The organism is Sphingomonas sp. 3P27F8 (assembly GCF_005502745.1).
Taxonomy (GTDB): Bacteria; Pseudomonadota; Alphaproteobacteria; order Sphingomonadales; family Sphingomonadaceae; genus Sphingomonas.
In genome coordinates this window covers 320,062-345,817 of record NZ_SCNL01000001.1, presented here as the reverse complement: position 1 = coordinate 345,817, position 25,756 = coordinate 320,062, and the positions used below count along the sequence as shown (strand labels likewise).

29 protein-coding genes and 1 riboswitch are annotated in these 25,756 nt (G+C 65.4%); of the genes, 14 read left to right on the top strand and 15 right to left on the bottom strand.

Annotation, left to right across the window (positions count from 1 at the left end):
• Positions 1-167 precede the first annotated feature (167 nt).
• A complete protein-coding gene (locus FFS35_RS01700; protein WP_137785373.1) occupies positions 168-947 on the top strand; it encodes a DUF4167 domain-containing protein in 780 nt (259 codons plus the stop codon).
• Between the two features lie 80 nt (positions 948-1,027).
• Here FFS35_RS01700 and FFS35_RS01695 read toward each other — a convergent pair whose 3' ends face one another.
• Positions 1,028-1,318: a hypothetical protein gene (locus FFS35_RS01695; protein ID WP_137785372.1), complete on the bottom strand. Its 291-nt coding sequence runs from the start codon at positions 1,316-1,318 to the stop codon at positions 1,028-1,030.
• A 61-nt stretch (positions 1,319-1,379) separates the two neighbouring features.
• On the opposite strand from FFS35_RS01695, the gene FFS35_RS01690 reads away from it, so the two are divergent.
• On the top strand, positions 1,380-1,808 hold the full coding sequence (locus FFS35_RS01690) for a CBS domain-containing protein (protein WP_137785371.1): 429 nt from the start codon (positions 1,380-1,382) through the stop codon (positions 1,806-1,808).
• A 21-nt stretch (positions 1,809-1,829) separates the two neighbouring features.
• Here FFS35_RS01690 and FFS35_RS01685 read toward each other — a convergent pair whose 3' ends face one another.
• The 5 genes from FFS35_RS01685 to cobT are packed head-to-tail and all read right to left on the bottom strand — an operon-like array spanning position 1,830 to position 7,864.
• Positions 1,830-2,513: a Fe2+-dependent dioxygenase gene (locus FFS35_RS01685; RefSeq protein ID WP_137785370.1), complete on the bottom strand. Its 684-nt coding sequence runs from the start codon at positions 2,511-2,513 to the stop codon at positions 1,830-1,832.
• Positions 2,507-3,241, bottom strand: a complete 735-nt coding sequence (locus FFS35_RS01680) for a tetratricopeptide repeat protein (protein ID WP_137785369.1) — start codon at positions 3,239-3,241, stop codon at positions 2,507-2,509. Before FFS35_RS01680 ends, FFS35_RS01685 begins: the two co-directional genes overlap by 7 nt.
• Positions 3,242-3,245: 4 nt before the next feature.
• Entirely contained in the window at positions 3,246-5,723 is a 2,478-nt protein-coding gene (locus FFS35_RS01675; protein ID WP_137785368.1) for a TonB-dependent receptor, read from the bottom strand.
• A gap of 51 nt (positions 5,724-5,774) precedes the next feature.
• Positions 5,775-6,041 carry a ribbon-helix-helix domain-containing protein gene (locus FFS35_RS01670; RefSeq protein ID WP_137785367.1) on the bottom strand — a complete coding sequence of 89 codons (267 nt, stop codon included), beginning with the start codon at positions 6,039-6,041 and terminating at the stop codon, positions 5,775-5,777.
• Entirely contained in the window at positions 6,038-7,864 is a 1,827-nt protein-coding gene (cobT, locus tag FFS35_RS01665) for a cobaltochelatase subunit CobT (protein WP_137785366.1), read from the bottom strand. Before cobT ends, FFS35_RS01670 begins: the two co-directional genes overlap by 4 nt.
• 270 nt (positions 7,865-8,134) lie before the next feature.
• Here cobT and FFS35_RS20250 point away from each other — a divergent pair, with 270 nt between their 5' ends.
• A complete protein-coding gene (locus FFS35_RS20250) occupies positions 8,135-8,938 on the top strand; it encodes a PEPxxWA-CTERM sorting domain-containing protein (protein WP_249341389.1) in 804 nt (267 codons plus the stop codon).
• A gap of 85 nt (positions 8,939-9,023) precedes the next feature.
• Here the strand turns inward: FFS35_RS20250 and cobS are convergent, their stop codons facing one another.
• Together cobS and FFS35_RS01650 are read right to left on the bottom strand one after the other, a co-directional pair.
• The gene (gene cobS, locus FFS35_RS01655; protein ID WP_137785365.1) at positions 9,024-10,028 is read right to left on the bottom strand and encodes a cobaltochelatase subunit CobS; all 1,005 of its coding nucleotides are present in this window, start codon (positions 10,026-10,028) and stop codon (positions 9,024-9,026) included.
• 47 nt (positions 10,029-10,075) lie between these two features.
• Positions 10,076-10,759: a helix-turn-helix domain-containing protein gene (locus FFS35_RS01650; RefSeq protein ID WP_249341388.1), complete on the bottom strand. Its 684-nt coding sequence runs from the start codon at positions 10,757-10,759 to the stop codon at positions 10,076-10,078.
• Between the two features lie 81 nt (positions 10,760-10,840).
• On the opposite strand from FFS35_RS01650, the gene FFS35_RS01645 reads away from it, so the two are divergent.
• The 4 genes from FFS35_RS01645 to FFS35_RS01630 all read left to right on the top strand — a co-directional run bounded on the left by FFS35_RS01645 (position 10,841) and on the right by FFS35_RS01630 (position 13,290).
• Entirely contained in the window at positions 10,841-11,263 is a 423-nt protein-coding gene (locus FFS35_RS01645) for a VOC family protein (RefSeq protein ID WP_137785363.1), read from the top strand.
• 30 nt (positions 11,264-11,293) lie between these two features.
• Positions 11,294-11,947 (top strand): glutathione S-transferase family protein, encoded by a 654-nt coding sequence (locus tag FFS35_RS01640; protein ID WP_137785362.1) that lies wholly within the window; start codon positions 11,294-11,296, stop codon positions 11,945-11,947.
• Positions 11,948-12,019: 72 nt separating this feature from the next.
• Entirely contained in the window at positions 12,020-12,814 is a 795-nt protein-coding gene (locus tag FFS35_RS01635; RefSeq protein ID WP_137785361.1) for a VOC family protein, read from the top strand.
• On the top strand, positions 12,811-13,290 hold the full coding sequence (locus FFS35_RS01630) for a VOC family protein (protein WP_137785360.1): 480 nt from the start codon (positions 12,811-12,813) through the stop codon (positions 13,288-13,290). Before FFS35_RS01635 ends, FFS35_RS01630 begins: the two co-directional genes overlap by 4 nt.
• 193 nt (positions 13,291-13,483) lie before the next feature.
• Here the strand turns inward: FFS35_RS01630 and FFS35_RS01625 are convergent, their stop codons facing one another.
• Positions 13,484-14,080 (bottom strand): J domain-containing protein, encoded by a 597-nt coding sequence (locus FFS35_RS01625; protein ID WP_249341387.1) that lies wholly within the window; start codon positions 14,078-14,080, stop codon positions 13,484-13,486.
• A gap of 43 nt (positions 14,081-14,123) precedes the next feature.
• Here FFS35_RS01625 and FFS35_RS01620 point away from each other — a divergent pair, with 43 nt between their 5' ends.
• Together FFS35_RS01620 and FFS35_RS01615 are read left to right on the top strand one after the other, a co-directional pair.
• Complete coding sequence (locus tag FFS35_RS01620) at positions 14,124-14,414, top strand: BolA family protein (RefSeq protein WP_137785358.1); 291 nt, start codon at positions 14,124-14,126, stop codon at positions 14,412-14,414.
• Positions 14,411-14,857 (top strand): NUDIX domain-containing protein, encoded by a 447-nt coding sequence (locus FFS35_RS01615; protein WP_137785357.1) that lies wholly within the window; start codon positions 14,411-14,413, stop codon positions 14,855-14,857. The genes FFS35_RS01620 and FFS35_RS01615 overlap by 4 nt, the downstream gene beginning before the upstream one ends.
• Before the next feature lie 55 nt (positions 14,858-14,912).
• On the opposite strand, the gene FFS35_RS01610 is transcribed toward FFS35_RS01615, so the two are convergent.
• Together FFS35_RS01610 and FFS35_RS01605 are read right to left on the bottom strand one after the other, a co-directional pair.
• A complete protein-coding gene (locus tag FFS35_RS01610) occupies positions 14,913-15,656 on the bottom strand; it encodes an outer membrane beta-barrel protein (protein ID WP_137785356.1) in 744 nt (247 codons plus the stop codon).
• Positions 15,657-15,810: 154 nt separating this feature from the next.
• A complete protein-coding gene (locus FFS35_RS01605) occupies positions 15,811-16,629 on the bottom strand; it encodes an inositol monophosphatase family protein (protein WP_137785355.1) in 819 nt (272 codons plus the stop codon).
• Positions 16,630-16,694: 65 nt separating this feature from the next.
• On the opposite strand from FFS35_RS01605, the gene FFS35_RS01600 reads away from it, so the two are divergent.
• The 3 genes from FFS35_RS01600 to FFS35_RS20455 all read left to right on the top strand — a co-directional run bounded on the left by FFS35_RS01600 (position 16,695) and on the right by FFS35_RS20455 (position 18,664).
• On the top strand, positions 16,695-17,228 hold the full coding sequence (locus tag FFS35_RS01600; RefSeq protein ID WP_137785354.1) for a peroxiredoxin: 534 nt from the start codon (positions 16,695-16,697) through the stop codon (positions 17,226-17,228).
• Positions 17,229-17,333: 105 nt separating this feature from the next.
• Positions 17,334-18,404, top strand: coding sequence for a GGDEF domain-containing protein (locus FFS35_RS01595; RefSeq protein ID WP_249341386.1), 1,071 nt, complete (start codon positions 17,334-17,336; stop codon positions 18,402-18,404).
• A gap of 125 nt (positions 18,405-18,529) precedes the next feature.
• Positions 18,530-18,664, top strand: coding sequence for a hypothetical protein (locus tag FFS35_RS20455; protein WP_283214503.1), 135 nt, complete (start codon positions 18,530-18,532; stop codon positions 18,662-18,664).
• A 158-nt stretch (positions 18,665-18,822) separates the two neighbouring features.
• Here the strand turns inward: FFS35_RS20455 and FFS35_RS01590 are convergent, their stop codons facing one another.
• Genes FFS35_RS01590 through FFS35_RS01580 form a run of 3 tightly spaced genes read right to left on the bottom strand, consistent with a single transcriptional unit; the run spans position 18,823 to position 21,944 of the window.
• Positions 18,823-20,028, bottom strand: a complete 1,206-nt coding sequence (locus FFS35_RS01590; RefSeq protein ID WP_137785353.1) for an acyl-CoA dehydrogenase family protein — start codon at positions 20,026-20,028, stop codon at positions 18,823-18,825.
• Between the two features lie 13 nt (positions 20,029-20,041).
• Complete coding sequence (locus FFS35_RS01585; protein ID WP_137785352.1) at positions 20,042-21,139, bottom strand: acyl-CoA dehydrogenase family protein; 1,098 nt, start codon at positions 21,137-21,139, stop codon at positions 20,042-20,044.
• A gap of 19 nt (positions 21,140-21,158) precedes the next feature.
• Complete coding sequence (locus FFS35_RS01580; protein WP_137785351.1) at positions 21,159-21,944, bottom strand: SDR family NAD(P)-dependent oxidoreductase; 786 nt, start codon at positions 21,942-21,944, stop codon at positions 21,159-21,161.
• A gap of 99 nt (positions 21,945-22,043) precedes the next feature.
• On the opposite strand from FFS35_RS01580, the gene FFS35_RS01575 reads away from it, so the two are divergent.
• Together FFS35_RS01575 and FFS35_RS01570 are read left to right on the top strand one after the other, a co-directional pair.
• The gene (locus FFS35_RS01575) at positions 22,044-22,850 is read left to right on the top strand and encodes an enoyl-CoA hydratase-related protein (RefSeq protein WP_283214502.1); all 807 of its coding nucleotides are present in this window, start codon (positions 22,044-22,046) and stop codon (positions 22,848-22,850) included.
• Positions 22,847-23,605, top strand: a complete 759-nt coding sequence (locus tag FFS35_RS01570) for an SDR family oxidoreductase (RefSeq protein ID WP_137785349.1) — start codon at positions 22,847-22,849, stop codon at positions 23,603-23,605. Before FFS35_RS01575 ends, FFS35_RS01570 begins: the two co-directional genes overlap by 4 nt.
• A 128-nt stretch (positions 23,606-23,733) precedes the next feature.
• Here FFS35_RS01570 and thiC read toward each other — a convergent pair whose 3' ends face one another.
• Positions 23,734-25,593: a phosphomethylpyrimidine synthase ThiC gene (gene thiC, locus FFS35_RS01565; RefSeq protein WP_137785348.1), complete on the bottom strand. Its 1,860-nt coding sequence runs from the start codon at positions 25,591-25,593 to the stop codon at positions 23,734-23,736.
• Positions 25,594-25,634: 41 nt separating this feature from the next.
• Positions 25,635-25,745: riboswitch (TPP riboswitch) on the bottom strand.
• Positions 25,746-25,756 lie beyond the last annotated feature (11 nt).

The following is a 25,756-nucleotide window of genomic DNA, read 5'->3' as shown; positions in this document are numbered from 1 at the left end:
AAGTTGCCCATCCCTCGTCATAAGCCGCTGCAGTCCGGTGGCCCGTGGCAGGCCCAGGCCCGCGATTTGTTCGCGCCGGCATGGGCCGGGGGAGGTTGCACCGTGAAGTCCGGGATGGGTGCGTTCGGAAATGGGTCCGGTTTGGGTTCGAGGACGAGGACAGTAATTTGATCAACAATCGTCAGAATGGTCGCCGGCGGGGTCGCGGTGGCGGGCAGCGTACGCCCGGTGGCGGCGGGCATGGTCAGCGGGACGGCGGCAACCGGATCGACAGCCGCGCGCGTGGCAATGCAGCGCAGCTTCTAGAGAAATACAAGAACATGGCGCGTGACGCGCAGCTCTCTGGCGATCGCGTCAACACCGAATATTATCTTCAGTTCGCCGATCACTATTTTCGCGTTCTGGCGGATCAGCGCGGTCGTTTCGAGGAGCAGAACCGCGATCGTCGCGGGCGCGAGGATTTCGATATCGACGAGGATTTCGGGGACGAGGGCGATTTCCGCGGCGACGAGCAGCAACAGCAGCAGCAGCACCATCAGCAGCAGCGCGCCGAGGAAGGGCGCCGCGATGATGCGCGTCGGGAGGACAGCCGCCGTGGCGAGGGTCGCCGCGACGAGCGCAATGGCCGCGATCGTGGCTTTAACCGTAACGAGGAAGCGCTGCGCGCTGACGCGGAAAGCGCGCCCGAGGGAACCGAGCCGGCTCCCGTTGTCGCCGAGCAGCGTGGTGATGCCGAGGTCGAGGCTCCACGCCCCCGCCGTGGCCGCCCGCGCCGCGTGACGAGCGAAAGCGAAGGTGCGCAGGCGATCGAGGCCGATCGTTTGCCGCCGTCGCTCGGCGTCGCCCCGGCCGAGGGTGTTATCGCCAGCGAGGGCGAGCCGGTGGAGGCGCCAAAGCCGCGTGCCCGTCGTCGGCGCACCGCGGATGTGGAAGCGAACGCAGGCTGAACCAAGACTGCAGGTAAAGGATCAGCCGGCGCTCCCAGGGAGACGCCGGCTTTTTCTTTTCGAGCCGGTTTCCGCGAAATTCAGTCGCTGTGCGGATGATGGTCATCGATCGACTCGTCGTGGCCGGTCCCGGAGCTGAGGAAGGTCAGCCCCATCAACGCCCCCGCCATCAGGACGGTGCCGACCACGCCGCCGATCGTCGCGAGCGTCGCCACCCAGCCGAGCGGGCCGTAGATCCGGCCCAGCGCCCACACTGACATGAGTGCGCTGGCCACCCCAACCACGCCGACCCATCCCAGAATCCGCCGGAAGCGCCGCCAGGCGAAGCGCGCATATTCGGGATCGGAAAGGCCGCTGTGATGGTCGTTCATCCTTTGCCATTAGCCGGGAAAAGTGAGACGCTGCTACCCCAATCAGAAACGGAGAGGGACGATGACGATCGCGGCGATCCTGGGCAACAAGGGGCGGGATGTGGTCCATGTCAGCCCCACGCAAACGGTGGCGGAGGCGATCGCCCTGCTTGCTAAGCATCGTATCGGCGCCGTGCCGGTGATCGATGGTGGCAAGGTGGTCGGCGTGTTTTCCGAGCGAGACGTGATCCACGGGCTGAGCGCTGGCGACACCGCGACGCTTCATCGGCCCGTCGCGGAAACCATGACAGCTCCGGCGCTCACCGTCACCCCGTCCGAGCCGGTGCTCGCCGCGCTCTCGCTAATGACGCGGCGGCGGATCCGCCATCTGCCGGTGATCGAGGATGGCCGTGTCATCGGCATCGTTTCGATCGGCGATCTGGTGAAACACCGGATCGAGAAGATCGAGGCCGATGCGGCGGCGATGCGCGACTATATCCAGCAGGCGTAGGTCTGTCGCGCGCGGCGCGGCCTACATCTCCGCCAACCGACGCAGAAGATTGTGGTAAACCCCGGTGAGGCGGATCACTTCGGCATCTGCTTGCCCGCGCTCGTGCCCCAACGTCTGAACGGATTGATCCAGCTCGAACAGGATCCGTCTGGCACCTTCGTCGCGAACCATTGACTGGATCCAGAAGAATGATGCGACGCGCACGCCACGCGTCACTGGCGTTACGCGGTGCAGACTGGATGCGGGATAAAGCACCATATGCCCCGCGGGCAATTTCACGCGCTGTTCGCCGAACTGTCCATCGATTACCAGCTCGCCGCCATCATAACTGTCCGCGTCGGAAAGAAACAACGTGGCGGAAAGGTCGCTGCGGATGCGAAAATCGCTGCCGCGCCGGATGCGTATCGCATTGTCGACATGCAGGCCGAATGCGTCCCCGCCTTCGTAGCGGTTGAACAGCGGCGGAAACACCCTGAGCGGCAGCGCGGCCGCGACGAACAACGGCGAATTGCCGAGCGCATCAAGCACCAGACTGCCCGCCTCGCGTGCTGCGGCACTGTCCTCCGGCAACTGCCGGTTGCGTTTGGCCAGCGCAGATTGCGGGCCGGAGGTGGCGTTGCCATCGCTCCATTCGGCCGCATCGATCAGCGCGCGCAGCCGCGTCACCGCCGCTGGATCGAGCACGTCGGGGATCGCGATCAGCATCCTGCACCTTCTTTCAGCGCCGCGATACCGCGGTCGGCGAAACCGGGTATCTCACTATCGGCAAGCCACGCCAGCGCCTGGCTGACAAAGCGCGCATTGCCGAGTTCACCCGCCCGTTTGAGCCAAAGCAGCGCGTCGCCCACGCGACCGGCGTTGCCCAGCATCCGAGCGTGGTTGAAGCAGCCGCGGAAATCGCCGCCTTCTGCCGCCCGCGCGTAGCAATCCGCCGCCTTGCCCATGTCGCGCGGTCCGGCCCAGCCATCCTCGGCAAAGCTGCCGACATGGTTGATCGCCTTGGCGTAACCCGTCGCGGCCGCGCGCTCGAACAGGGCCAGCGCCGCAGCCTTGTCCTCCGGCACGCCATCGCCCAGCGCCAGCGCCGTCCCGTAATTATACTGCGCCTCGGGCAATCCCCGGGCGGCGGCGACGCGGAAGCATTCCGCCGCCCGGGTCTTGTCCACCGCCACGCCCCAGCCAAGATCGTAACAGCGGCCTACCATGTTGAGCGCCATCGCGTGATGCTGCCGCGCGGCGCGCTCGAACCACCCGAATGCGGCCGACGCGTCCTGCGCAACGCCGTTGCCGTCGAGCAGCAACTGGCCCAGCAGCGCCTGCGCTTCCGCGATGCCGGCGTCGGCGATTTCGCGCAGGAACGCCGCCCGCTGTTCCGGGGGGCCGGAAAGGCGGGCGGCTGTTTGCTCGCGCGTCAGATCGGGTGCTTCGGCCACCCGGTCAGTAACGCACCGATAGAGTGGCGAACGCCGACCGCCCGGGCGCTATCGTCGCATAATGCGAGGCAAACGCCTGGGTGAAATAGGTCTTGTCGGTCAGATTCTGCACGTTGACGCTGAGATTCACCTTGTCGGTTATGTCATATCCCAGTCGCGCGTCGAACCGCGTGTAGGCGGGGATGGTACGCGCGATCACCTTGGTGGCCGGGGTGATCGTTACATTGCCGGCCGCGTCCTGCGTGGCGATCCGGTTATCGGCGTAGCCGCCGAAGACGCGGCTGACATAGAAGGCGCCGCCGCCGATCTGGAGCCGCTCGAACAGCGTCACATTGGTCCAGAGCGACACGCTGTCGCGCGCGGTTTGCGGTGCCTGTCGCCCGTTGTTGACGGACGGCACGAGCACCGTCCGGGCCGCCTGGGGGCCCACGGCCGCCGCGGTAAGCGCGGAGAAACCGCCATCGATGATCTTCGGGTCAAGATGAGTGTAGCCGCCGAAGATCGTCCAGCCCGGCAGGATGGTGCCATTGACGCTCAGCTCGATGCCGCGAATGCGTCGTTTGCCGATGAACTGTACGGTGTTGTTGTCGCCCGTGACGCGGGCATTGTCCGTGTCCGTCTGAAACGCGGCGACCGCCAGGCTCAGGCGGCCGTCCAGCACGTCCGCCTTGGCGCCCACCTCATAGGATCTGGTCTTTTCCGGCTTGAGTGCCGCGAGGACATTCGCCGTGGCCGTCGTGGTCGGCAGCGCATTGCCTTCCGATCCTTCCCCCAGCAGACTGTTCGGCGGTGTCGCGGCGGTGGCATAGCTGGCGTAGATGCTGGTGTTTCTCGTGGGCTTGAGCACCAGCCCGGCCTGCCAGTTGAACAATTCGTCGGTGCGCTCGAACTCGATCACGCGCGTCGCCGCGATTGGCTGGCCGGGGCGGATACGGGAGTGGAAACGATCGTAACGCAGGCCGACGTTGAGGATCAGCGGGTCGGCAAGCTGGATCGAATCGAAGCCGTAGATGCCGATCGTATTGGCGTCGTTCTGCGTCTCCGCGATCGGCAATGTGCGCGAGATCGCCGCCGGTGTGGTCGATGTGTCGCTGGCGTAGTTCACCCACGGATCGTTCGGGTTCGGGCTGAACAGGCTCGTGCAATTGTATCGTGCCACCGCCGTGGCGTCGCAGCGTGGCGATATCGTCGAGCCGTTCGAGAATATTTCGTTGCCCGATCCGTTGACCAGTCCGCGCGTCACGTAGCTGCCGCGCCGTGCCTTCTCCCACGCCAGCTCTGCGCCGATCGCGAAACTGTGCTTGAGGGCGCCGGTTTCGAACTTGCCGAAAAGGTCGGTCTGGTTGACCACCGAATTCGCATAACCGTAGCGCGAGTTGGCGCGACGCCACACCTGCCCACTGTTATAAACATTCCCCTGCGAGTCATCCGGCTGGGTGTAGATGTACGCCTGCGAGTTGTGCGTGAAGCGCGATGTGTTGCGCAGCGTGATGCCGCCGAAATCATGCTCGGCGCGGATCGTCGCCTGATCGATGCTGGTGTCGCGGAAGTCGCGGTCCTTCAGCCCGTAGAATGTCGCGCGGCCGACGGTGCCAGTCTGGCCGGAGGCGGTGGTGACGCGGCCGATCGCCGGCTCCGAATAGGAATAGCCAAGGTTGGGCGTGTTCCCGATCGTGTAGAGATACGGAATGCCCGCATCGGGCAGTTCCTCGCTCTCCATGTGATAATAGCCGACGGTGAGGCGCGTCGGGGAATCGATGCCGATCGTGATCGAGGGCGCGACACCCCAGCGCCGTTGCCAGATGGCATCGCGGCCGGCGACATCCTGATCGTGGAACACACCCTCAACGCGCACCGCGATCTGATCGGTCACGCGCTGGTTCACGTCGGCGGTGAAGCGCTTGTAATCGGCAGTGCCATAGCTCGCCGCGGCTGCCACGAAGCTTTCCTTCTGCGGCGTCTTGGAGATGATGTTGATCGTGCCGCCCGCGTTCCCGCGACCGCCGAGCGTGGTGTCCGATCCGCGCACGATCTGGATCGAATCAACCGCGAACACCTCCCGGCTTTGCGCGGCGAAATCACGCACGCCATCGACATAGGTCGAGCCCTGGCTGTCGAAGCCGCGGATGAACGGCCGGTCGCCGATCGGGTTGCCGCCCTCCGCCGCGCCGAAGGTGATGCCGGGCACGGTGCGGAGCGCATCGGCCAGCGTTGCTGATCCGGTCTGCTGGATCGTCTCGGCCGGCAGCACGACTATCGAGCGTGGCGTATCGACCGGCGGGGCGACGAACTTCGGATTGGCGTCGCGGCGTTCGCGCTCGCCGGTGACGACCACATCGGTGTGATGGACGCTCGCGCCGTCCCCTTCAGCCTCCGGCGCGTCGGCGCTGTTGGCGAGTGTGGCCGCATGGGCCGGCAACGGCGCGCTGGCGATGAAACCGACGCATGAGAGCGCGAGAAACGAAACAGATTTGTTAGCCACGGTCTTCCCCTTCGGAGAAACCGCTATTGCGACTAGTTCGCATAGTCAATGCTATTGCGAAATATTCTCACTATTGTCGCAAGCTGTCCCGAACAGCCATGTGCGCACGGCACTCGCAAGATTGGGCGGATCGGCCTGCGCAATGCGCAACGCATCGATCTGGGCCACCAGCGCGCTCAGCGGCAGGGCACGCGCTGCCGCCGCCGCCTCAAGCGCGCGCCAGAACGGTGGTTCGAGACTGACAGACGTTTGATGCCCGGCAATGGTGATCGAGCGCTTGACCGGACCAACGAAGCCGCCGGGGGGCGGGGCGATCACGGCGTATCGAACAGCGCGGCGAGCTGCTCGATGATCGTGCCGCCGAGCTGGTCGACATCCATGATCGTCACGGCGCGGCTGTAATAACGGGTCACGTCATGGCCGATGCCGATCGCCACTAGCTCGACCGATGACTTCTTCTCTATCCAGTCGATCACCTGCCGAAGATGCCGCTCGAGATAGGAACCGGAATTGACGCTGAGGGTCGAATCATCCACGGGCGCGCCGTCCGATATCACCATCAGGATGCGCCGTTCCTCCGGTCGCGCGATCAGGCGCGCATGCGCCCACATCAGCGCCTCGCCGTCGATATTCTCCTTCAGCAGCCCCTCGCGCATCATCAGCCCGAGCGAGGTGCGCGCGCGCCGCCACGGCTCGTCCGCCTTCTTGTAGACGATATGCCGGATATCGTTGAGCCGCCCCGGCTGCGGCGGTCGCCCGGCGGCGAGCCACGTCTCGCGACTTTGCCCGCCCTTCCAGGCACGCGTCGTAAAGCCCAGTATCTCGGTCTTCACCCCGCATCGTTCGAGCGTGCGCGCGAGAATATCGGCGGAGATCGCGGCGATCGAGATCGGCCGGCCGCGCATCGATCCGGAATTGTCGATCAGCAGCGTAACCACCGTATCGCGGAATTCGGTGTCGCGCTCGATCTTGTATGAAAGCGACATGTCCGGGCTGACCACCACGCGCGCCAGCCGGGCGGCATCGAGCAGCCCTTCCTCCTGGTCGAAGTCCCACGAGCGGCTCTGCTGCGCCATCAGCCGGCGCTGGAGCCGGTTGGCGAGCTTAGACACGACCGATTGCAGATGGACAAGCTGCTGGTCGAGATAGGAGCGCAGCCGCACCAGTTCGTCAGCATCGCAAAGATCGGTTGCGGCGATCACCTCGTCGAAATCGGTGCTCCACACCCGATAATCGAATTGCGGGGAGAGATCGGCAAACGGCCGGTTGGGGCGCACCGGCTGCATCCCATCCTCACCGTCATCGCCCGGCTCGCCGTCCATGTCCTGAACGTCGTCGCCCATTTCCTGGCCTTCGCCGTCCTCATTCTCGGCATCGCGCTGCTCGCCGCGCGCTTCGACCTGCGCTTCGCCCTGGCCGCTCTCGCCTTCCTCGTCCTCGCCGTCGTCGCCTTGCTCGTCGTCGGTGCCGTCTTCTTCCGATTCGCCGTCTTCAGTATCCTCGGGCAGCTCGTCGCCCTGGACGAGTTCGAGGTCTTCGAGCAATTTGCGCACGATTGCCTGAAACGCCCGTTGATCGTCCAGCGCGAGCGCGAGCGAATCGAGATCTGTTCCAGCCTTTTCGTCGATCCAGTCGCGCACGAGCGCGAGGCCGGGCGCCGCAATTGCGGGCGATTCGCGCCCGCTGAGTTTCTCGCGCACCAGCAGGCCGAGTGCGGTGGACAGCGGCACTTCCTCTCGCGTGCGCGCGCGGGTGATCGGATCGGCGCGCAGCCGCACATCGAGCGCGACCGCAAGATTGTCGGCGATCCCGGCATATCCGCGGCTGCCTAGCGCCTCGACCCGCGCCGTCTCGATCGCGTCGAACACCCCGCGCGCCACCGCCTCGTGCGGCGCGGCGCGCAGATGCAGCGCCGCGTCGTGATGCTTCAGGCGCAGCGCGAAGCCATCCGCGAAGCCGCGCGCTTCGGCCACCTGATCGGCGGGGAGAGCACGGGCCGGCATCGGCACCTTCAGGTGCTTGCCCGATTGTGTTGGCGCGTCGGCGGTGAAGGCGAGTTCGATTTCGGGTTCGTCCGCCAGCGCCCGCGCGGTACCGCCGAGCACTTCCTTGAACCGGTCGAGCGGCGTCTGCTGCGTCATCGCTCGTCTTTGTGGCGACAAAGGGCCGGCGCGCAACCCCAAAAGGCCAGCAATCCTCAAACGCCTCGGGCCGCCGCCGGACCGTGGCCCTATGCGTTGGCCCGCACGCGGTGCCGTTTTGGGACGATTAAGCCTGATTCAGGCCGAAACCGGCGTTCAATAACAGGATACGCGCGTTGCGACTCGTTAATGAAGCGTTTATGAACAGCAAAAATAAAAGGTCGCCCTCGATTCGCTAGATCAACATCTCAAAACAGAGGAACCACGATAATGAAACTGGGAATGAAAATCCTGCTGGCGTTATGCTCGACAGCGCTCGCCACGCCGGCCCTTGCCGGCAATATTCTCATCATCAACGGTTCAAGCGGAACCTCCGAAACCGGCACCACTGCCTCGATCACCCAGCAGATTTCTCAGCTGCAGACGGCTGTCGGCAATACGGTGACGGTGTCCGATCTCGTCCCTGTCTCGCTGTCCGGCTATGCGCAGGTGTGGGATCTGCGCTTTTCGAACAATCTGGCGCTGACCTCCGCGGATCAGGCTGAATATCTCTCCTATCTGCAAGGTGGGGGCGGCATGTTCGTCATGGGCGAGAATTCCTACTTCATGACGCGCAATGACTCGGTGCTGGCGCTGATAGCGGCTGCTGGCGGCGGCTCGATCGGCTTCACGACGCCGGGCGATGGCCAGACCGTGGTTTCGCCCTTTACCGGCCCGGATCCCGTCAGCTCCATTCAATATTCGGCTGCTGGCGGCTTTGACGGCAAGGGCACCGGGCAGTGGATCACGTCCAATGCGGCCGGCACAGCCGGATCGGGCATCGCTTTTGGCGTGGGCACGCTGGCAAATGCGCAAAAGGGCGCGCTGACGACGATCTTCGACGTCAATTTCATGCAAACCACTGCGAACGCGGAGTCGCAGGCGCTGACCCGTAACCTGATCGGCTATGTGGGCAATCAGGTTAATCCGTCCGTGCCGGAGCCTGCTACCTGGGCCATGATGATCATGGGCTTTGGCGCAGTCGGCGCGACGATGCGTCGCAAGCGCGTCAACACGAGCGTGCGTTTCGCCTGACCGGTCCAGTTAGCGCGAAGAACGAAGGGGCGGTGCCATGCGCACCGCCCCTTCTTTTATCAGCCGGGATGCGCGTGCGCGCCGGTCAGGCCTTGCCCACCACGCTTTCGGGCAGGTCCTTGCCGAACACGCGCTGATAATATTCCGCCACCAGCGGCCGTTCCGCCTCGTCGCACTTGTTCAGGAACGACAGCCGGAACGCGAAGCCGACATCGCCGAAGATCAGCGTGTTCTGCGCCCAGGTGATGACGGTGCGCGGGCTCATCACCGTCGAGATATCGCCGTTGATGAAGCCCTTGCGCGTCAGATCCGCGACGCGGACCATGTTCTCGACCAGCTTCTTGCCCTCTGGCTTGTCATATTCACCTGATTTGGCGAGCACGATCTGCGCCTCGGTCGCGGCGGGCAGATAGTTCAGCGTGACCACGATGTTCCAGCGATCCATCTGCCCCTGATTGATCTGCTGGGTGCCGTGATAGAGGCCGCTGGTATCGCCGAGCCCCACGGTATTGGCGGTGGCGAACAGGCGGAACCACGCATTTGGCCGGATCACGCGGTTCTGGTCGAGCAGCGTCAGCTTGCCCTCGGTTTCCAGCACGCGCTGGATCACGAACATCACGTCCGGGCGGCCGGCGTCATATTCGTCGAACACCAGCGCGGTCGGCGTCTGTAGCGCCCACGGCAACAGCCCCTCGCGGAATTCCGTCACCTGCTGGCCGTCGCGAAGCACGATCGCATCGCGACCGACCAGATCGATGCGGCTGATGTGCGCGTCCAGATTGATGCGGATGCACGGCCATTTCAGTCGCGCGGCGACCTGCTCGATATGGCTGGACTTGCCGGTGCCATGATAGCCTTGCACCATCACGCGCCGATTGTGCGCGAACCCCGCCACGATCGCCAGCGTCGTATCGGGATCGAAGACATAGGCGGGGTCGAGATCCGGCACCCGCTCATCCGCCTCGCTGAAGGCGGGGCATTGCATGTCGCTGTCGATGCCGAACAGATCGCGGACGCTGGCCATCTTGTCGGGAGCGTCGAGGATCGTCGTCTCGCGGCTGTCTGGCTGGGTGTTCGGAATATCGGTCATGCGCGCCTCGCGAAGTAACACACATGCCTTAGTCGCGGGCGTGGCGCTTATTCAACCTTTGCCTTGGGCGGCAACGCGAAGAGATCGATAAAAGCGCGCGCTTTAGCGCGATCCCCGGTGAAGATCAGCGCGCCTTCCGCTTCCGCCTCCTCGATCGGCCACTTGCCATAGACGATATTGGCCATCAGCCGCGCCGTGGTGGCGAAATGCGCGTCGCTCGCCGCCTCGCCGCGCGCGATCGGGAGATCGCCACCGGCGAGTCGCGCGATGAACGATTCGGCGCCGAAGGTGAAGCCGATCGTCATGGCGGGCAGCGCCAGCGCCTTTTTCACATCGATCATCGCGCGCAGCGACGACATCATTGATGCCGGCGACAGCGGCAGCGTCGGATCGTGATCGGGCGATCGTGCCGCCCAGGCGCCAAGCACCTTGATCGCCGCCTCCGCCTCATATCCCCATTCGGTGAGCTCATAGACCTGCACGTTCACCGGTGGCGCCAACCGGCGCCGCTTCAGCACATGGCTGCTCTCCAGCCCCTCCAGCCGCTGCGTCAGGACGTTGGCGCTGATCCCTGACAGCGCCGCTTTAAGCTCACCGAACCGGCGCGGCCCGAATATCAGTTCGCGCACGATCAGCAGCGCCCAGCGTTCCCCGATCAGTTCCATCGCCAGCGCGGTTCCGCAGGCATCGTCATACCAACGCTTCGTCGCGGCGCGACCTCTATCAGTCACTTTTTCTAACTTCATGGTTGTTTTTTATAACTATCGCGCGCAACAGTCTCAAGCATCGATTCGGGAGAGGAATGGTTTGCCATGACAAAGATGATCTTCGTCAATCTGCCGGTTGCCAATGTCGCGGAATCGACCGCCTTCTACGAGGCGATCGGCATGCGGAAGAACGAGATGTTCTCGAACGAGCATGCTTCGTCGATGGAATGGTCCGACACGATCGTGTTCATGCTGCTCGATCACGGCTTCTATTCCACCTTCACCACCAAGACGATCATCGATGCCAAAACGCAGAGCGGCGCGCTGATCGCCTTGTCGCTCGACAGTCGGGCGCAGGTCGATGCGCTCGCCGAGGCCGCGCTCGCCGCCGGCGGGCGTGAGGCACGGGAAAAGCAGGATCTCGGCTTCATGTATGCGCGCCCGATCGAGGATCTCGACGGCCACACCTTCGAGCCGATGTACATGGACATGGCGGCTTTCGAGCAGGCGACGCACGCGAACGCCTGAGGCGAGGGCACAACTGCAGGGGGCGAGGACATGGCTGGGATACCACAGATCATCACCTTCGGCTGGGTGCCGGAGTTCGCGCGCGGCTTCGTCCGCGATATTCGCCCGCGCTGGGCGTGCGAGGAGGTGGGCCAGCCGTATGAGGCGGTGTTGATCGCCGACGCCAAATCGCCCGAGCATCGGCGGCTCCAGCCGTTCGGGCAGGTGCCTGCCTATCGCGATGGCGCGCTGGAGATGTTCGAATCCGGTGCGATCGTGCTGCACATCTGCGAGAAGGCCGGGAAGCTGGTCCCCACCGATCCGGTAGCCCGTGCGCGCGCGATCCAATGGCTTACCGCGGCGCTCAATTCCGTCGAACCATGGGTGATGGCGCTTGCGGTCAACGATCTGTTCGAGGCCGACCAGCCGTGGTCGGAGATGCGCCACGGCAAGGTCGTCGCCGATCTCGATGGCCGGTTGCGCGATCTGGAAGAAGCGCTTGGCGACCGGCGGTGGCTTGAGGGGGACGTCTTCACCGTTGGCGACCTGATGATGGTTTCGGTGCTGGGCGGCCTGCGCAACACCGCCACGCTCGAGCGCTTCCCGCGCCTTGCGTCTTACGTCGCGCGCGGCGAGGCGCGACCAGCGCACCGCAAGGCGATAGCCGATCATTTCGCCACATTCGATCGCCCCGCGGCGGCCTGAGGAGCGCCGACCGGTCTATGAGGTCGTGGCGCCGACACTCGCCTGAACCGACATTTCGAGAGGATAGCGACAATGAGCAATGCCGATGGCACACCCGTCTGGTTTGAACTGACCACCCCGGATCAGGATGGATCGCAGGAGTTCTACGCCGCTGTCGCGGGCTGGACGATCGCCGCGTCCCCGCTGGCCGAACATGGCGGCTATCGCCTGGCGACCGCGCCAGATGGCGAGCAGGTCGCCGGTATGATGACACCGCCGCCGGGCACGGAAGGAATGCCCGGCTGGGCGCTCTATCTAGGCACCGGCGATGTCGATGCGGCGGCGGCGCGGGTGAAGGAGCTGGGCGGCGCCGTGCATTTCGGCCCGATGGATATACCGCACGTGGGCCGCTTCGCCGTCGTCGCCGATCCGCAGGGCGTTGCGTTCAGTCTGATGACCGGCTCCAGCCCGGAGGAATCGCGCGCGTTCGCCCGCGCGCCCGGGGGCATTGGCCATGGCGTGTGGATCGAACTGGCCACGCCTGATCCCGATGGTGCATTCGCCTTTTACGGCAAGCTCTTCGGCTGGGAGAAGGCGGGCGCGATGCCGATGGGCGATATGGGCGACTATGCCTTCATCGGCAAAGGCGATGATTTCCGCCCCGGCGCGGTGATGTCGAGCAGCGGAAGCGGCGCTCCCGCGCGGTGGACTTGGTATGTCCATGTCCCCGCTATCGATGCCGCGATCGCCGCCGCAACGGCTCGCGGTGGCGCATTGCTGCAAGGCCCGGACCCGATACCCGGCGGTGATTTTTCGGCCAAGATCACGGATTCGCATGGCTTTGAGATCGGCCTTGTCGGGCCGCGCACGCCAAGGAGCCAGTCATGACGACGATGCGCACCTGCTTGTGGTTCGATCATGGCGAGGGCCGGAAGGCGGCGGAATTCTACGCCGACACCTTTCCTGACACCCATCTCGACGACGCGAACAAGGCTCCGTCGGATTTTCCCGGCGGCAGCGCGGGCAATGAGATCACGGTGCTCTTCACGCTGCTGGGCCAGCCGTTCATGGCGCTGAACGGCGGCCCGAACTTCAGGCCGAACGAAGCCGTCAGCTTCCAGGTCTGCACCGATACTCAGGAAGAGACCGATCGTTACTGGCACGCGATCACAAGCAACGGCGGAGCGGAGAGCCGGTGCGGCTGGTGCCGTGATCGATGGGGTTATGCGTGGCAGATCACGCCCCGCGCGCTGACGGAAGGGATGAGCGACAGCGATCCGGCTGCCGCGAAGCGGGTGTTCGAGGCGATGATGACGATGACGAAGATCGATATCGCCACCATCGAGCGGGCACGCCGCGGGTAGCGGGCATCGCCATAAGTGTCGTCGCCCGCGATGTTGCGATCCGAACAACGCCGCGCCGCGCGATGAAGCGTAGTGCGCGATTGCCCACGACATCGCGGATTAGCGCTGCACGCACTTTGGCGGACCGAAACGGCCTCGATCGATTGGCGCTCCCGCGGCTGTGCCTGGCTGACAATGCGACGGCGCGCGCGGGTCAGGCGAAGGCGGGCGCCCGGCGAAGGTGCTGATAGGCCGCGATGACCTTGGTGAGCCTTTCCTCATGGCTGCGATCGCCGCCGTTGCGGTCTGGGTGATAGCGTCGCACCAGCTCCGAATAGCGGCTTCGCAGCGCGTGGCGGTCCGCGTCCGGCTCCAGCCCGAGCACCTTCAGGCTGGCGCGATCCTGCCCTGACAGCGGCTTGCCGTCCTTGCGACCGGCGATGTTCTCGCGGCGGAAACGTGCGCTGATCGCATCGAGCGGATCGGCGAAATCGGCCCAGCGCGGCGGATGATCCGCGCCGGCATGCGCGAACGCCCGCGTCTCGCGCTCCCATCCCGCCATAGGGCGTTGCGCGGCATGTATCTCGTCTGCGCTCATCCCATCGAAATAGTTATAGCCCGCGTTGAACTCGCGGATGTGATCGAGGCAGAACCAGCGAAAGGCGGGCGGCCCTTCGTGATCTCCGCGCGCGCCTTCCGGCGGTGGCGCGCGAAACTCGCCCGGCTCGGGGCAGCCCGGCGCGGCACAGGGGCGGTCTCCGGCGATCCGGCCGTGAAAACGTGCACTTGGCCGATCCTTTCGTTCGTGCACCTTGCCCAGAGCCTTTCCCGAAAAAGCCGGCTATATAGGAACGATGACCAGTATCGCCACCGGCCCCGTCGCCCGGGAAATCACCGCCCGCCTCACCGAAGCGCTCACCCCGACGCAGCTTGAGGTCATCAACGAGAGTGCTCAGCATCGCGGCCATGCCGGCGATGACGGCTCGGGCGAGAGCCATTTCCGCGTCGTCATCGAAAGCGCCGTGTTCACCGGCCAGTCCCGCGTCGCGCGGCAGCGGCTGGTCAATCAGGCGCTCGCCGATCTGCTGCGCGATCGGGTCCATGCGCTCGCCCTTCGCACGATCGCGCCCGGCGAGGCGGTGTGAGAGCGCAACGGCCGGCGGCGCGCATCCTGCTGGTCGATGCTCGGCGGCGCGTACTGCTGTTCCGGTTCGACACGGGCGATGAGCGGCCGCCGTTCTGGTGCACTCCCGGCGGCGCGGTCGATCCCGGCGAAAGCTACGCCGCGGCTGCGCGCCGCGAACTGCTGGAGGAGACCGGTATCCATGCCGATCCCGGGCCGGAGGTGGCGCAGCGCACGGTGGAATTCCTCACGATCGAGCGCATCGAGGTGGTGGCCGACGAGCGCTGGTTCCGCGTCGAGATCGACGGCGGCGAGATCGATTCGTCTCGCCACACCGCGCTGGAACGGCGCGTGATGACCGAGTGGCGCTGGTTCGCGCGCGATGAGATCGCGGGCTGGCCCGAAACGATCTATCCGGAGGATATCGTCGCTATGCTGGAAGCGACTGACCGGCGCGTTCACTGAAGCGGCCCCGACCGGGGCGGCCGCATGCCCGTGCACCCGGCCGCCGATGGCTGGATTACAGGTTGAAGCGGAGCCCCGCCGAGAAGGTGTTGGTCTTCACCTTGCCGATGTTGAGGCCGGCGCTCGGGAAATCCTCATCCACGATGCGGGCGCCGCTGATCTGGCGATGACGATAATCGATGGTCAGCGCGATATTGCGCGACAGATCTACCGCCAGGCCCGCGCCAAGCTGCCACGCGAAGCGCGCCTTGCCCTCGCCGCCGACCTCATACCCGCCAATGCCGGCGCCACCGCCGACATAGGGCGTGACGCGGCCGCCGGTGGGAATATCCACCCAGATGTTTGCCAGCGCGCTGAGCTGGCGCAGCTTCATGCCATCGCCGCCGATCGTATTGCCATTGACCGTGCAATTCTCCGTTTCGAGATAGTCGCAGATATCGGCGCCGTCGGCGGGTGTCAGCGTCACATTCTGCCCGTTGACCTGGCGCAACGTGAGGCTCTTCACCTTGCTGCGGCTGTAATCGATCTGAAGATCGGTGCGGATCAGGCCGAAATCATAGCCGATCGTGCCGCCGAACGCGAAGGCGCTGGACACGTCGCCGGTGAAGTCGATCGTGTCTTGCGCGCCGGTGCCGCCGAACGTGCCGCCCTGATCGAAATAGGTGAGGCGGACATCGGACACCGTGGCGACGCCTGCGTTGAGCGAGAGATAGACGCCCTTGTTGTCGCCGTCCTGCGCCAGCGCCGGCGACGCCGCCGCGGCCAGGGCGACGCCCAGAGAAATGATTGCAAACCGCATTTATACAACTCCCGGAAACTCAGACCGCTCCCCTGCGGTCGTCGGGGCGCTATCACCCGTTCCCGGTCGCGAAATCCCCCGCGGGGGGGATGACCAGCCGATAATGCAAAAATTTCAGGGCGATGGGCGCGCGGCCGACCGGCAGGCTCGCGCGCTAATGTGCGTGAGCCGCTCCATGCGCCTCGCCGTGCAGCGCTTCCAGCACATCGTCAGTCCGCGCCGGATCGCCAATCGCCAGCACCTGCCCACCGCTTGCGGCGGTCAAGGGATCGCCATGCCAGTCACACATGCGGCCGCCCGCGCCTTCCACCACCGGCACCAGCGCGGCGAAATCGTAGAGCGCCAGCCCCGCCTCGCACACCAGATCGAGATGCCCCGCGGCGACCAGCCCGTAATTGTAGCAGTCGCCGCCATAGACCGGGCCCTGCCGGGCATGACCGCCGGAAACTGCAGCGACGAGCGCGAGGAAACCGTCCGCCTCTTCCCCCCCGAAGGCGTGCGGGCTGGTGGTCGCCAGCAGCGCGCCTTCCAGCGCGGCGCAGGAACGCGTGCGAATCTCGCGGCCGTTCAGCGTCGTCGGCCGCCCGGCCGCGCCCAGCCAGCGTTCGCGCTGCACCGGCTGATCGATAATGCCCAGCACCGGCCACCCGTCTTCGACCAGTGCGATCAGCGTGCCGAAGATCGCGCGCCCGGCGGTGAAGCTGCGCGTCCCGTCGATCGGATCAAGCACCCACTGGCGCGTGGTGACGCCTTCCTTGATGCCATATTCCTCGCCGACAATGCCGTCGCCCGATCGCTCCGCGTCGAGGATGCGGCGCATCGCCGCCTCCGCCGCGCGATCGGCAAGCGTGACGGGGGAGTGATCGGCCTTGATCTCCACGCCATGCTCGGTGCGGAAATACGGGCGGATCGCCTCGCCCGCCGCATCGGCGAGGCGAAGCGCGAGATCGATGTCGGCTTGGCGGATAGGCATGGCACAGCCGCCTATCGCACCGCGCGCGATCGCGCTAGGATGGCGCGACCATCAGGAGACTTTCGATGCGCCTGTTCCCGTTGTTCGTCGCGACCGCCGCCTTCGCAACCACGGCTGGCGCAACCCTCGCACCCGGCGCCAAGGCGCCCGATTTCACCACGCGCGGCGCCGTCGCGGGCAAGGTCGTGCAGATCAGCCTCGCCGAAAAGCTGCGGCATGGCCCGGTTGTGCTCTATTTCTTCCCCGCCGCTTTCACCCCCGGTTGCAACGCGGAAGCGAAGGCATTCGCTGAGAATATCGGCGCCTTCCAGAAGGCGGGTGCGACCGTGATCGGCATGTCGGCTGATACGGTGGAAGACCTGCAGAAGTTCTCGTCCGCCGAATGTGCGGGCAAGTTTGCGGTCGCCAGTGCCGGGCCCCGCGTCGTTCAAGGATATGATGTGTCGCTGCCGCGAAGCGTGAACGGACGGCAGGTTACCAATCGAACCAGCTACGTTATCGATCGCACCGGCAAGATCGCCTTCGTCCATAGTGATATGAACCCGGCGGATCACATCTCTTCCACACTGGAAGCGGTGCGGAAACTTAACGCGCGCTAATATATCTGGTCACCAGTTCTTAGCGCTTTGCGGATATCTCCCCTCTGAACAACGCAAGCCACGCGGTGATCGCCGAGCCGTGGCCCATCCAGGGGGATGTCGACGGTGGAGTTCATTGCTGCGCGACAGATGCAGGATGGCAGTGCGCCGCTTGGTCTGTTTGAGCGGATCGGATTGTTCCTGGCCGATCACCGGCTAAGTCCCGAGCCGGCGCATTATACCTTTTCCTATCACGTGCTTAGCGATCCGAACGGCGCTCTTGCAAGGGCCGTCGCCGCGTTGACCGATGGCGGCGTGCGGCTGTCGCGGGACGATATCGTTTCGCTGGGCGGAGAGGCCGTGACCGGGCCCGCGGTCGAACTCGTGCACGATACCCCGCGAGTCGCGTCGCCGCCGCCAGCGACCGGGCCCGATGCCGATGCGCTCATCGCGCGCACGCAGCAACAGGTGGATGGATTCGCCGATACGGTCCGCGCCATTCACGGCGAGGCGGTCGATTTCGGCCGTGATATTGCCGCTAGCGCCGCGGCGATGCGCAAGGACACGCTGGCTGACGGGATCGACGAGATCGCGCGGCTGACCGGCGCGATGCTCGAGCGCGTTCGCCAGGTCGAGGCCCGGCTGGCGGTGGCGACGCGCGAAACCGAGGAATTGCGTGCTGCGCTCGATGTGGCGCGCGGCAATGCCCGCAGCGATCCGCTCACCGAACTGGCCAATCGTCGCGCCTTCGATGAGGCCTATGCCAATCTGACGCCCGGCACCTCGGCGATTGTCGCGGTGTGTGACGTCGATCATTTCAAGCGGGTCAACGACGAATTCGGCCACGCAGTCGGTGATCGCGTGCTGAAATCGATCGGGAATACGCTGGCGACCGAATGCGAGGGCCATCTGGTCGCGCGGCTCGGCGGGGAAGAGTTTGCGATATTGTTCGTCGGCCTTGAGCTGAACGAGGCGCGCGTGCTGGTCGAGCGGGCGCGCAGTGCGATCGGCGCGCGCCGGCTGCGGCTGCGATCGACCGACGCATTCATCGGCACGATCACGATCTCGGCAGGCGTGGCGCGGGTGTTCGCGTCCGAACGGCAGGAGGCGGGGATCGGCCGCGCCGATGCGGCGCTCTACGCCGCCAAGCGCGCCGGGCGAAATCGGGTGGAAATCGCACCGGAAGCTGGTGCGTAGTGCCAACATCTCGTGGCGTATTTGGCTGATTGTGCCTGGCCCGCAAGCTAAGGCATTGATAAATAATCAGTTATAAAACTGGCACGGCCTCTGCAAGGTATCAAGCATCGCCACCGGATAGTCTGGTGGCACAGCAGAAAGCCGATGCCATGACCGACCGTTTCATCACCGCTCGCCACTATGCGTTCAGCCTCGTCGGCGCCCTGTTCGTCGCCGCGCTGATGGTCAGCGCCGCCGTTCCCGTGATGCCGATCGCCTGATCGCCGTCGTCGCAATCGCACCCGGAGAGACAGACATGTACCGCCCTTTCGCCCTTGGCCTCGCTTCCTTCGCAACCGCCGCCCTGCTGGTCTACGTCAACGCCGTGAGCGTCATCGCCTGATTGCCGGCGGCGGCGCGAAGGGGTCGCGCCGCCAGCTTAACGCCCGGCAGGCAGATCCTTGAACGCTGCGTCCTTGTCGACGCGGATTTCGCCGGGCAGGCCGAGCACACGCTCCGCGATGATGTTCTTCAGGATTTCGTCCGTTCCTCCGGCGATGCGCAGGCCCGGCGCATTCATCACCGCCGTCTGGAACAGCCCCTTCAGCGGCAGCAGCGCGGGATCGTTGATGATCCCGTACTGATCCTCCGCCTCCACGGCGGCATTGCCCAGTTCCTGAAGCTGATTGGCGGCAATTATCTTTCCGATCGAACTCTCCGGCCCCGGCGTCTGTCCCCGGCTCAGCGCGGTTATCGTGCGCATCCGCGTGTTGCGCAGCCCTTCGGACTGGACATACCAGTCGGCAAGCCGCTGACGGAACGCCGGATCGCGGATCAGCGGTCCCTCGATCGCGTCGAGTTCCTTTGCCAGCGCGAGGATCTCCTTCGGTCCGGCGCCTGTGCCGCCGCCGACGGCGAGCCGCTCGTTCATCAGCGTGACGAGCGCGACCTTCCAGCCATCGTCCACCGCGCCCAAGCGCTGCGCATCCGGGATACGGACATCGGTGAAATACACTTCGTTGAAGTTAGACCCGCCCGACATCTGGTGGATCGGCCGGATCTCGATCCCCGGTGACCGCAGATCGAGCCAGACCATCGTCAGCCCCTTGTGCTTGGGCACCTCGGTATTGGTGCGGACGAGGACGATGCCGTAATCCGAATAATGCGCGCCGGACGTCCACACTTTCTGGCCATTGACGACCCAGTCGTCGCCATCGCGCACCGCGCGGGTGCGAATCGCCGCCACGTCCGAACCGCCAGCCGGCTCGGAGAAGAGTTGCGACCAGATTTCCTCGCCGCGCAGCGCCGGCCCGACAAAGCGCTTTTTTGTTTCGTCATTGGCAAAGGCCATCACGGTCGGCACGCACATGCCCAGCCCGATGGTGAAATAACCGTACTGGACCGGGAATCGCGATTCCTCCTGGCCGAAGATCACGCTCTGGATCGGTGTGCCGCCGCCGCCGCCCCATTCCTTGGGCCATGTGATCTGGGCATAGCCCGCGCCGGCCTTGCGCGCCTGCCAGCTGCGTGCGGCTGCCATATCGTCGGCGTGGGCGATCGCCTTGTGCTCGGCTGCATTCGTTTCCAGCCACGCGCGCGCCCTGGCGCGATATTCGGCCTCTTCCGGGGTGTCGTTGAAGTCCATCATCTCTCTCCAATCAGGCCGCGTTGCGTGCTTCGAGCTGGCTGACCAGCCGCTCGCGCCATGTAGACGGCGCGCCTGCGACAAGGCTCAATTGCCGGGACCGGCGATAGAGAAGCTGCGGATCGGCCTCCCAGGTGAAGCCGATGCCGCCATGCGTCTGGATATTCTCCTTCGACGCGAACCAGAACGCCTCGCTCGCCGCGACGCGCGCGGTGGCGGCGGCGAGCGGCAGTTCCGCAGCGGAGGTGTTGAGCGCCCAGGCTCCGTAATATGCGTTCGAGCGCGCGATCTCGTTTTTCACATAGATGTCCGCGAGCTTGTGCTTGATCGCCTGATAGCCGGCAATCGCCCGGCCGAAGGCGAAGCGTTCGAGCGCATAGCCCTTCGCCATTTCGAGGCTGCGATCCGCGCCGCCGATCTGTTCGAACGCAAGCAGCACCGCCGCACGATCGAACACCGCCTGCATTGCGTCGATCCCGTCCTCGTCGCCAAGCCGCTCGGCGGGTGCACCGCTCAGCACGAGCTTCGCCGCCGAGCGCGTCGGATCGAGCGTGGTAAGCACTTCCGGCGATACACCCGCGCCTTTTTCGACCAGATAGAGGCCGTCCTTCGCCAGCACGACGATCAGGTCCGCCACGTCACCGTCGGTCACGGGAATCTTCTCGCCGGTGAGCTTGCCGCCGCTCACGGTGGTGCGGATCGAACGCCGCGTCACCGGGCCCTTGCCTTCGCTCGTGGCGAATGCGCCGATCACCTCGCCGGCGGCGATCCGCGGTAGCCATTTCGCTTTCTGCGCCTCGGAGCCGAACAGCATAAGCGCCTCCGCCACGAAATAGACGGTCGAGGCGAACGGAATCGGCGCACAGGCGCGGCCGAGTTCTTCGGCCAGCGCGCACAATTCGACATGGCCCAGCCCCAGCCCGCCATAGGCCTCCGGTATCGCGGTGCCGAGCCAGCCCTGTTCGGCTACCGCGCGCCACAGCCCGGCGTCATGGCTCTGGCCGGCATCGTCAAGTACCGCGCGCACCGCCCTGGCGTCGCATTTCGCGGCGAGGAAGCGGCGCGCTTCCTCCTTGAGCATCTTCTGGTCGTCGGAATAATCGAAGTTCATCGCCTGTCCCCTTACGCCGTCAGCGCGGTTGCATCCTGATCGCGCCGTCGAGGCGCACGTCCTCGCCATTGAAATAGCCGTTGCGGATCATCTCCACCGCCAGCGCCGCATATTCCTGCGCCGCGCCGAGACGCTTCGGGAATGGCACCGATGCAGCGAGCGCCGCCTTCACTTGCGGCTTGGCCCGCGCGAGCAGGGGCGTGTCGAAGATGCCGGGCAGGATCGTGTTGATACGGATGCCTTCGCTCATCAGATCGCGGGCGATCGGCAGCGTCATGCCGATCACTCCCGCCTTGGCGGAGGCATAGGCGACCTGACCCATCTGCCCTTCCTCGCCCGCGACGCTGGCGGTGTTGACGATCGCGCCGCGATCCCCGTCCGGCAGCGGATCGAGCGTCATCATCCCGGCCGCCGCGCCCACGATGCAGCGAAAACTGCCGATCAGGTTCAGCTCGATCGTCTTGATATATTTGTCGAGCGGATAGGGTTCGATCTCGCCGGTTTCCTTCGAGCGCGCGACCGTCTTGTGCGCGCCGAAGCCTCCCCCGGCGCAATTGACGAGGATGCGCTCCTGCCCGTTCGCGGCCCGCGCCTTTGCGAAGCCGGCATCGACGGAAGCTTGCTGCATCACATCGACCGCACAGAAGGTCGCGCCGATCGCGGCAGCGGCCTCTGGGCCGATCTCCTCATTCTTGTCGAACAACGCGACCTTCACCCCCGCCGCGCGCAATGCGCTTGCGGTCGCGTGGCCAAGGCCAGAGGCCCCGCCGGTGATGATCGCCGCAATATCCGGCCCCAGCTTCACGCATCGCTCTCCTGTAACCCACGCCGGTTCGCGCCGGCTGTTGCGGGATAACATTAGTTATGTAGAAAGATGCGTCAACAGAACTGTGGGAGAGAATGCGTGGGCGAAGCGACGCTGCTGGTGGAGCGCCGGGACGGCGTCGACTGGGTGACGATGAACCGGCCGGACCGGCTCAATGCGCTCGACGATGCGCTGATCGGCGCGCTCTCCGACTATTTCGGCGCAGTCGCGAAAGACCGCGACTGTCGCGTCATCGTGCTCCGCGGCGCCGGTCGCGCCTTCTGCGCCGGGCTGGACCTTGCGGCACCGCGCGCCGGCGGCGATCGCGATACGATCGATCGGCTCGCGCATCAGCGCAGCATCGCGGAAATCGTGATGAAGATGCGCTATTGCCCGCAGCCCGTCATCAGCCTGGTACACGGTCCTGCCTGTGGAGGCGGGTTCGCGATGGCGCTGGCGAGCGATATCCGCATCGCGGGCGAATCGGCGCGAATGAACGCCGCCTTCATCCGCATCGGACTTTCCGCGTGCGATATCGGGGTCAGCTATTTCCTGCCCCGGCTGGTCGGGGCAAGCGTGGCGGCGGAATTCATGCTGACCGGCGATTTCATCACGGCCGAGCGTGCGCTGTCCACCGGCCTCGTCAGCCGTGTCGTTGCCGACGAGGCGATGGCGCAGGCGGCCGCGCCGCTGATCGATTCGATGCTGACTACCGCGCCGCTCGGTCTCCGCCTAACCAAAGAGTGCCTGCGCATGTCGATCGACGCGCCCAGCCTCGAGGCGGCAGTGGCGATGGAGGATCGCAACCAGATCCTCTGCGCCTCCGGTCCGGATTTCAACGAGGCGATCGCCGCGTTTTTCGAGAAACGTCGGCCGGACTACACCAGGAAGGAGCAAGGGGCATGAGCGGACTTCAGGGGCGCGTCGCGCTCGTAACCGGGGGCGGCCGCGGGATCGGCCGTGCGATCGCGCTGCGGCTGGCGAGGGACGGCGCCGATGTCGCGGTGAACTATCGCCGCGATGCGGACGCCGCCGCCGACGTCGTGCGCGAGATCGAGGCGGTCGGGCGTCGCGCGAAGGCCTATGCCGCGTCGGTCGATCGTTTCGAGGAATGCGAGGCGCTGGTCGCGGCCGTGCTGGCCGATTTCCCGGTGGTGGACATTCTGGTCAACAATGCCGGCATCGCCAGCCGCGGCCAGTCGGTCGCGGATACCGATCCGGGCGAGCTGGAGCGCGTGGTACGCACCCATGCGCTCGCCCCCCATTACATGTCCAAGCTGGTGCTGCCCTCGATGCGCACCCGCCCGCGCGGCGACATCGTCATGATCTCCAGCGTCGCCACGCTCTACAATTCGCCCAACGGCGCGCCGTATAATATGGGCAAGGCCGCCGCTGAGGCGCTGGCGGAAACGCTGGCGAAGGAGGAGCGCGCGAACGGTATCCGGGTGAACATCGTTGCGCCGGGGCTCACCGTCACCGACATGGGCGAGCGCCTCGCCAAGGCCACGCGCGGGGTAGCGAGCATTCATGATCTCGACGCGCAATCGCCGTTCGGGCGCGTCTCGACGCCGGAGGATGTCGCGGCGGCGGTCTCCTTCTTCGTTTCTGCCGACGCCGATTACGTCACCGGGCAGAAGATCAACCTCCACGGCGGCGGTTGATCCGGTCGCCCGCGCGAGACCACGCTTCCAGAAGGCCCGCTATCGATCGACCGAAAGTATGCGGGCGGTCCGACCGTGGTTCGTGACCGCCCGTAAGCGGCGAGCCCGCCAGCCCGCCGCCATATCCCTCAATCATGCTCCCTGCCGCCGGCGCCCATGTACAATTCGCGGCCGGTTTCGTCATACACCTTGCTCATCTGCTTCATGCCGGCTTCCGCCGCGTCCGCCGCTACAAAGGCATCGGCGGGCTGGTTTTGCAGCCGGGCGAACTCGCGCACCTCCTGCGTGATCTTCATCGAGCAGAATTTCGGACCGCACATCGAGCAGAAATGCGCGGTCTTAGCGCCCTCCGCCGGAAGCGTCTGGTCGTGATACGCTTCGGCCGTGTCGGGATCGAGCGACAGGTTGAACTGATCGCGCCAGCGGAATTCGAAGCGGGCACGGCTTAGCGCGTCGTCGCGCAGCCGCGCGGCAGGATGGCCCTTGGCGAGATCGGCGGCATGGGCGGCCAGCTTGTATGTCACCACGCCGACCTTCACGTCATTGCGGTCCGGCAGGCCGAGATGCTCTTTCGGCGTGACGTAGCAGAGCATTGCCGTGCCATACCAGCCGATCATCGCCGCGCCGATGCCGCTGGTTATATGGTCATATCCCGGCGCGATATCGGTCGTCAGCGGCCCGAGTGTGTAGAAGGGGGCTTCGCCGCACGCCTCCAGCTGCTTGTCCATGTTCTCCTTGATCTTGTGCATCGGCACGTGGCCGGGGCCTTCGATCATCACCTGCACGTCCTGTTCCCAGGCGCGCTTGGTGAGTTCGCCGAGCGTGTAGAGTTCGGCGAACTGCGCCTCGTCGTTGGCGTCCGCGATCGACCCCGGGCGCAGCCCGTCGCCGAGGCTATAGGCGATGTCATACGCCTTCATGATCTCGGTGATCTCGTCGAAGCGCTCGTAAAGGAAGCTCTCCTTGTGATGCGCAAGGCACCATTTCGCCATGATCGAGCCGCCGCGCGAGACGATCCCCGTGACGCGCTTGGCCGTCAGCGGCACGTAGGGCAGGCGGACGCCGGCGTGGATGGTGAAATAGTCGACGCCCTGCTCCGCCTGCTCGATCAGCGTGTCGCGGAAGATTTCCCACGTCAGATCCTCGGCAATCCCGCCCACCTTCTCCAGCGCCTGATAGATCGGCACCGTGCCGATCGGCACCGGCGAATTGCGGATGATCCATTCACGCGTGTCGTGGATGTTGCGGCCCGTCGACAGGTCCATCACCGTGTCCGCGCCCCAGCGGATCGACCAGACCATCTTGTCCACCTCGCTCGCCACGTCGGACGCGACGGCCGAGTTGCCGATATTGGCATTGATCTTGACGAGGAAATTCCGCCCGATCGCCATTGGCTCGGATTCGGGGTGGTTGATATTGTTCGGGATGATCGCCCGCCCGCGTGCCACTTCGTCGCGGACGAATTCGGGGGTTACGTAATCGGGGATCGCCGCGCCGAAGCTCTCGCCGTCACGGATGTAGTCGCGCAGCATTTCGCGTCCCAGGTTCTCGCGGGTGGCGACATATTCCATCTCCGCCGTGATGATGCCGCGCCGGGCGTAATGCATCTGGCTGACGTTGGCGCCGGGCTTGGCGCGCAGCGGGCGGCGGACGACATTGGGAAACTGCGCGACGCCGGCCGAGCGATCCGGCCCCTTGAGGCCGTTGTCCTCGGGCCTGATCTCGCGCGCGTCATAGCTTTCGACATCGCCGCGCCCCACGATCCAGTCGCGGCGCAGCGCGGGCAGGCCGGCCATGATATCGATCCGTGCGTCGGGATCGGTGTAAGGGCCAGAGGTGTCGTAGACGTTGAGCGGCGGTTCGCCGGACGAGGGCTCCAGATCGATCGCCCGCATCGCAACCTTGCGCGGGCCGACGTGAATCTTGCGGCTGCCGCGGATCGGGCCGGTGGTGACACCGATTTCGGTACGTGCTGGGATATCGGCCATGTGTCGCATTCCTCGCTTGTCGCGGGGAGGGGCACGGCCGGGATGAAGCGCCGCTCCCTCCCTACGCCGGTGTCAGCCGGATCAGGTTCAGCGGGTCGAGGGCTGCGGCCCTCCTCTCAACCGCGACGAAAGCGGTCCCCCGGGGATACGGTCGTTGTAGGCG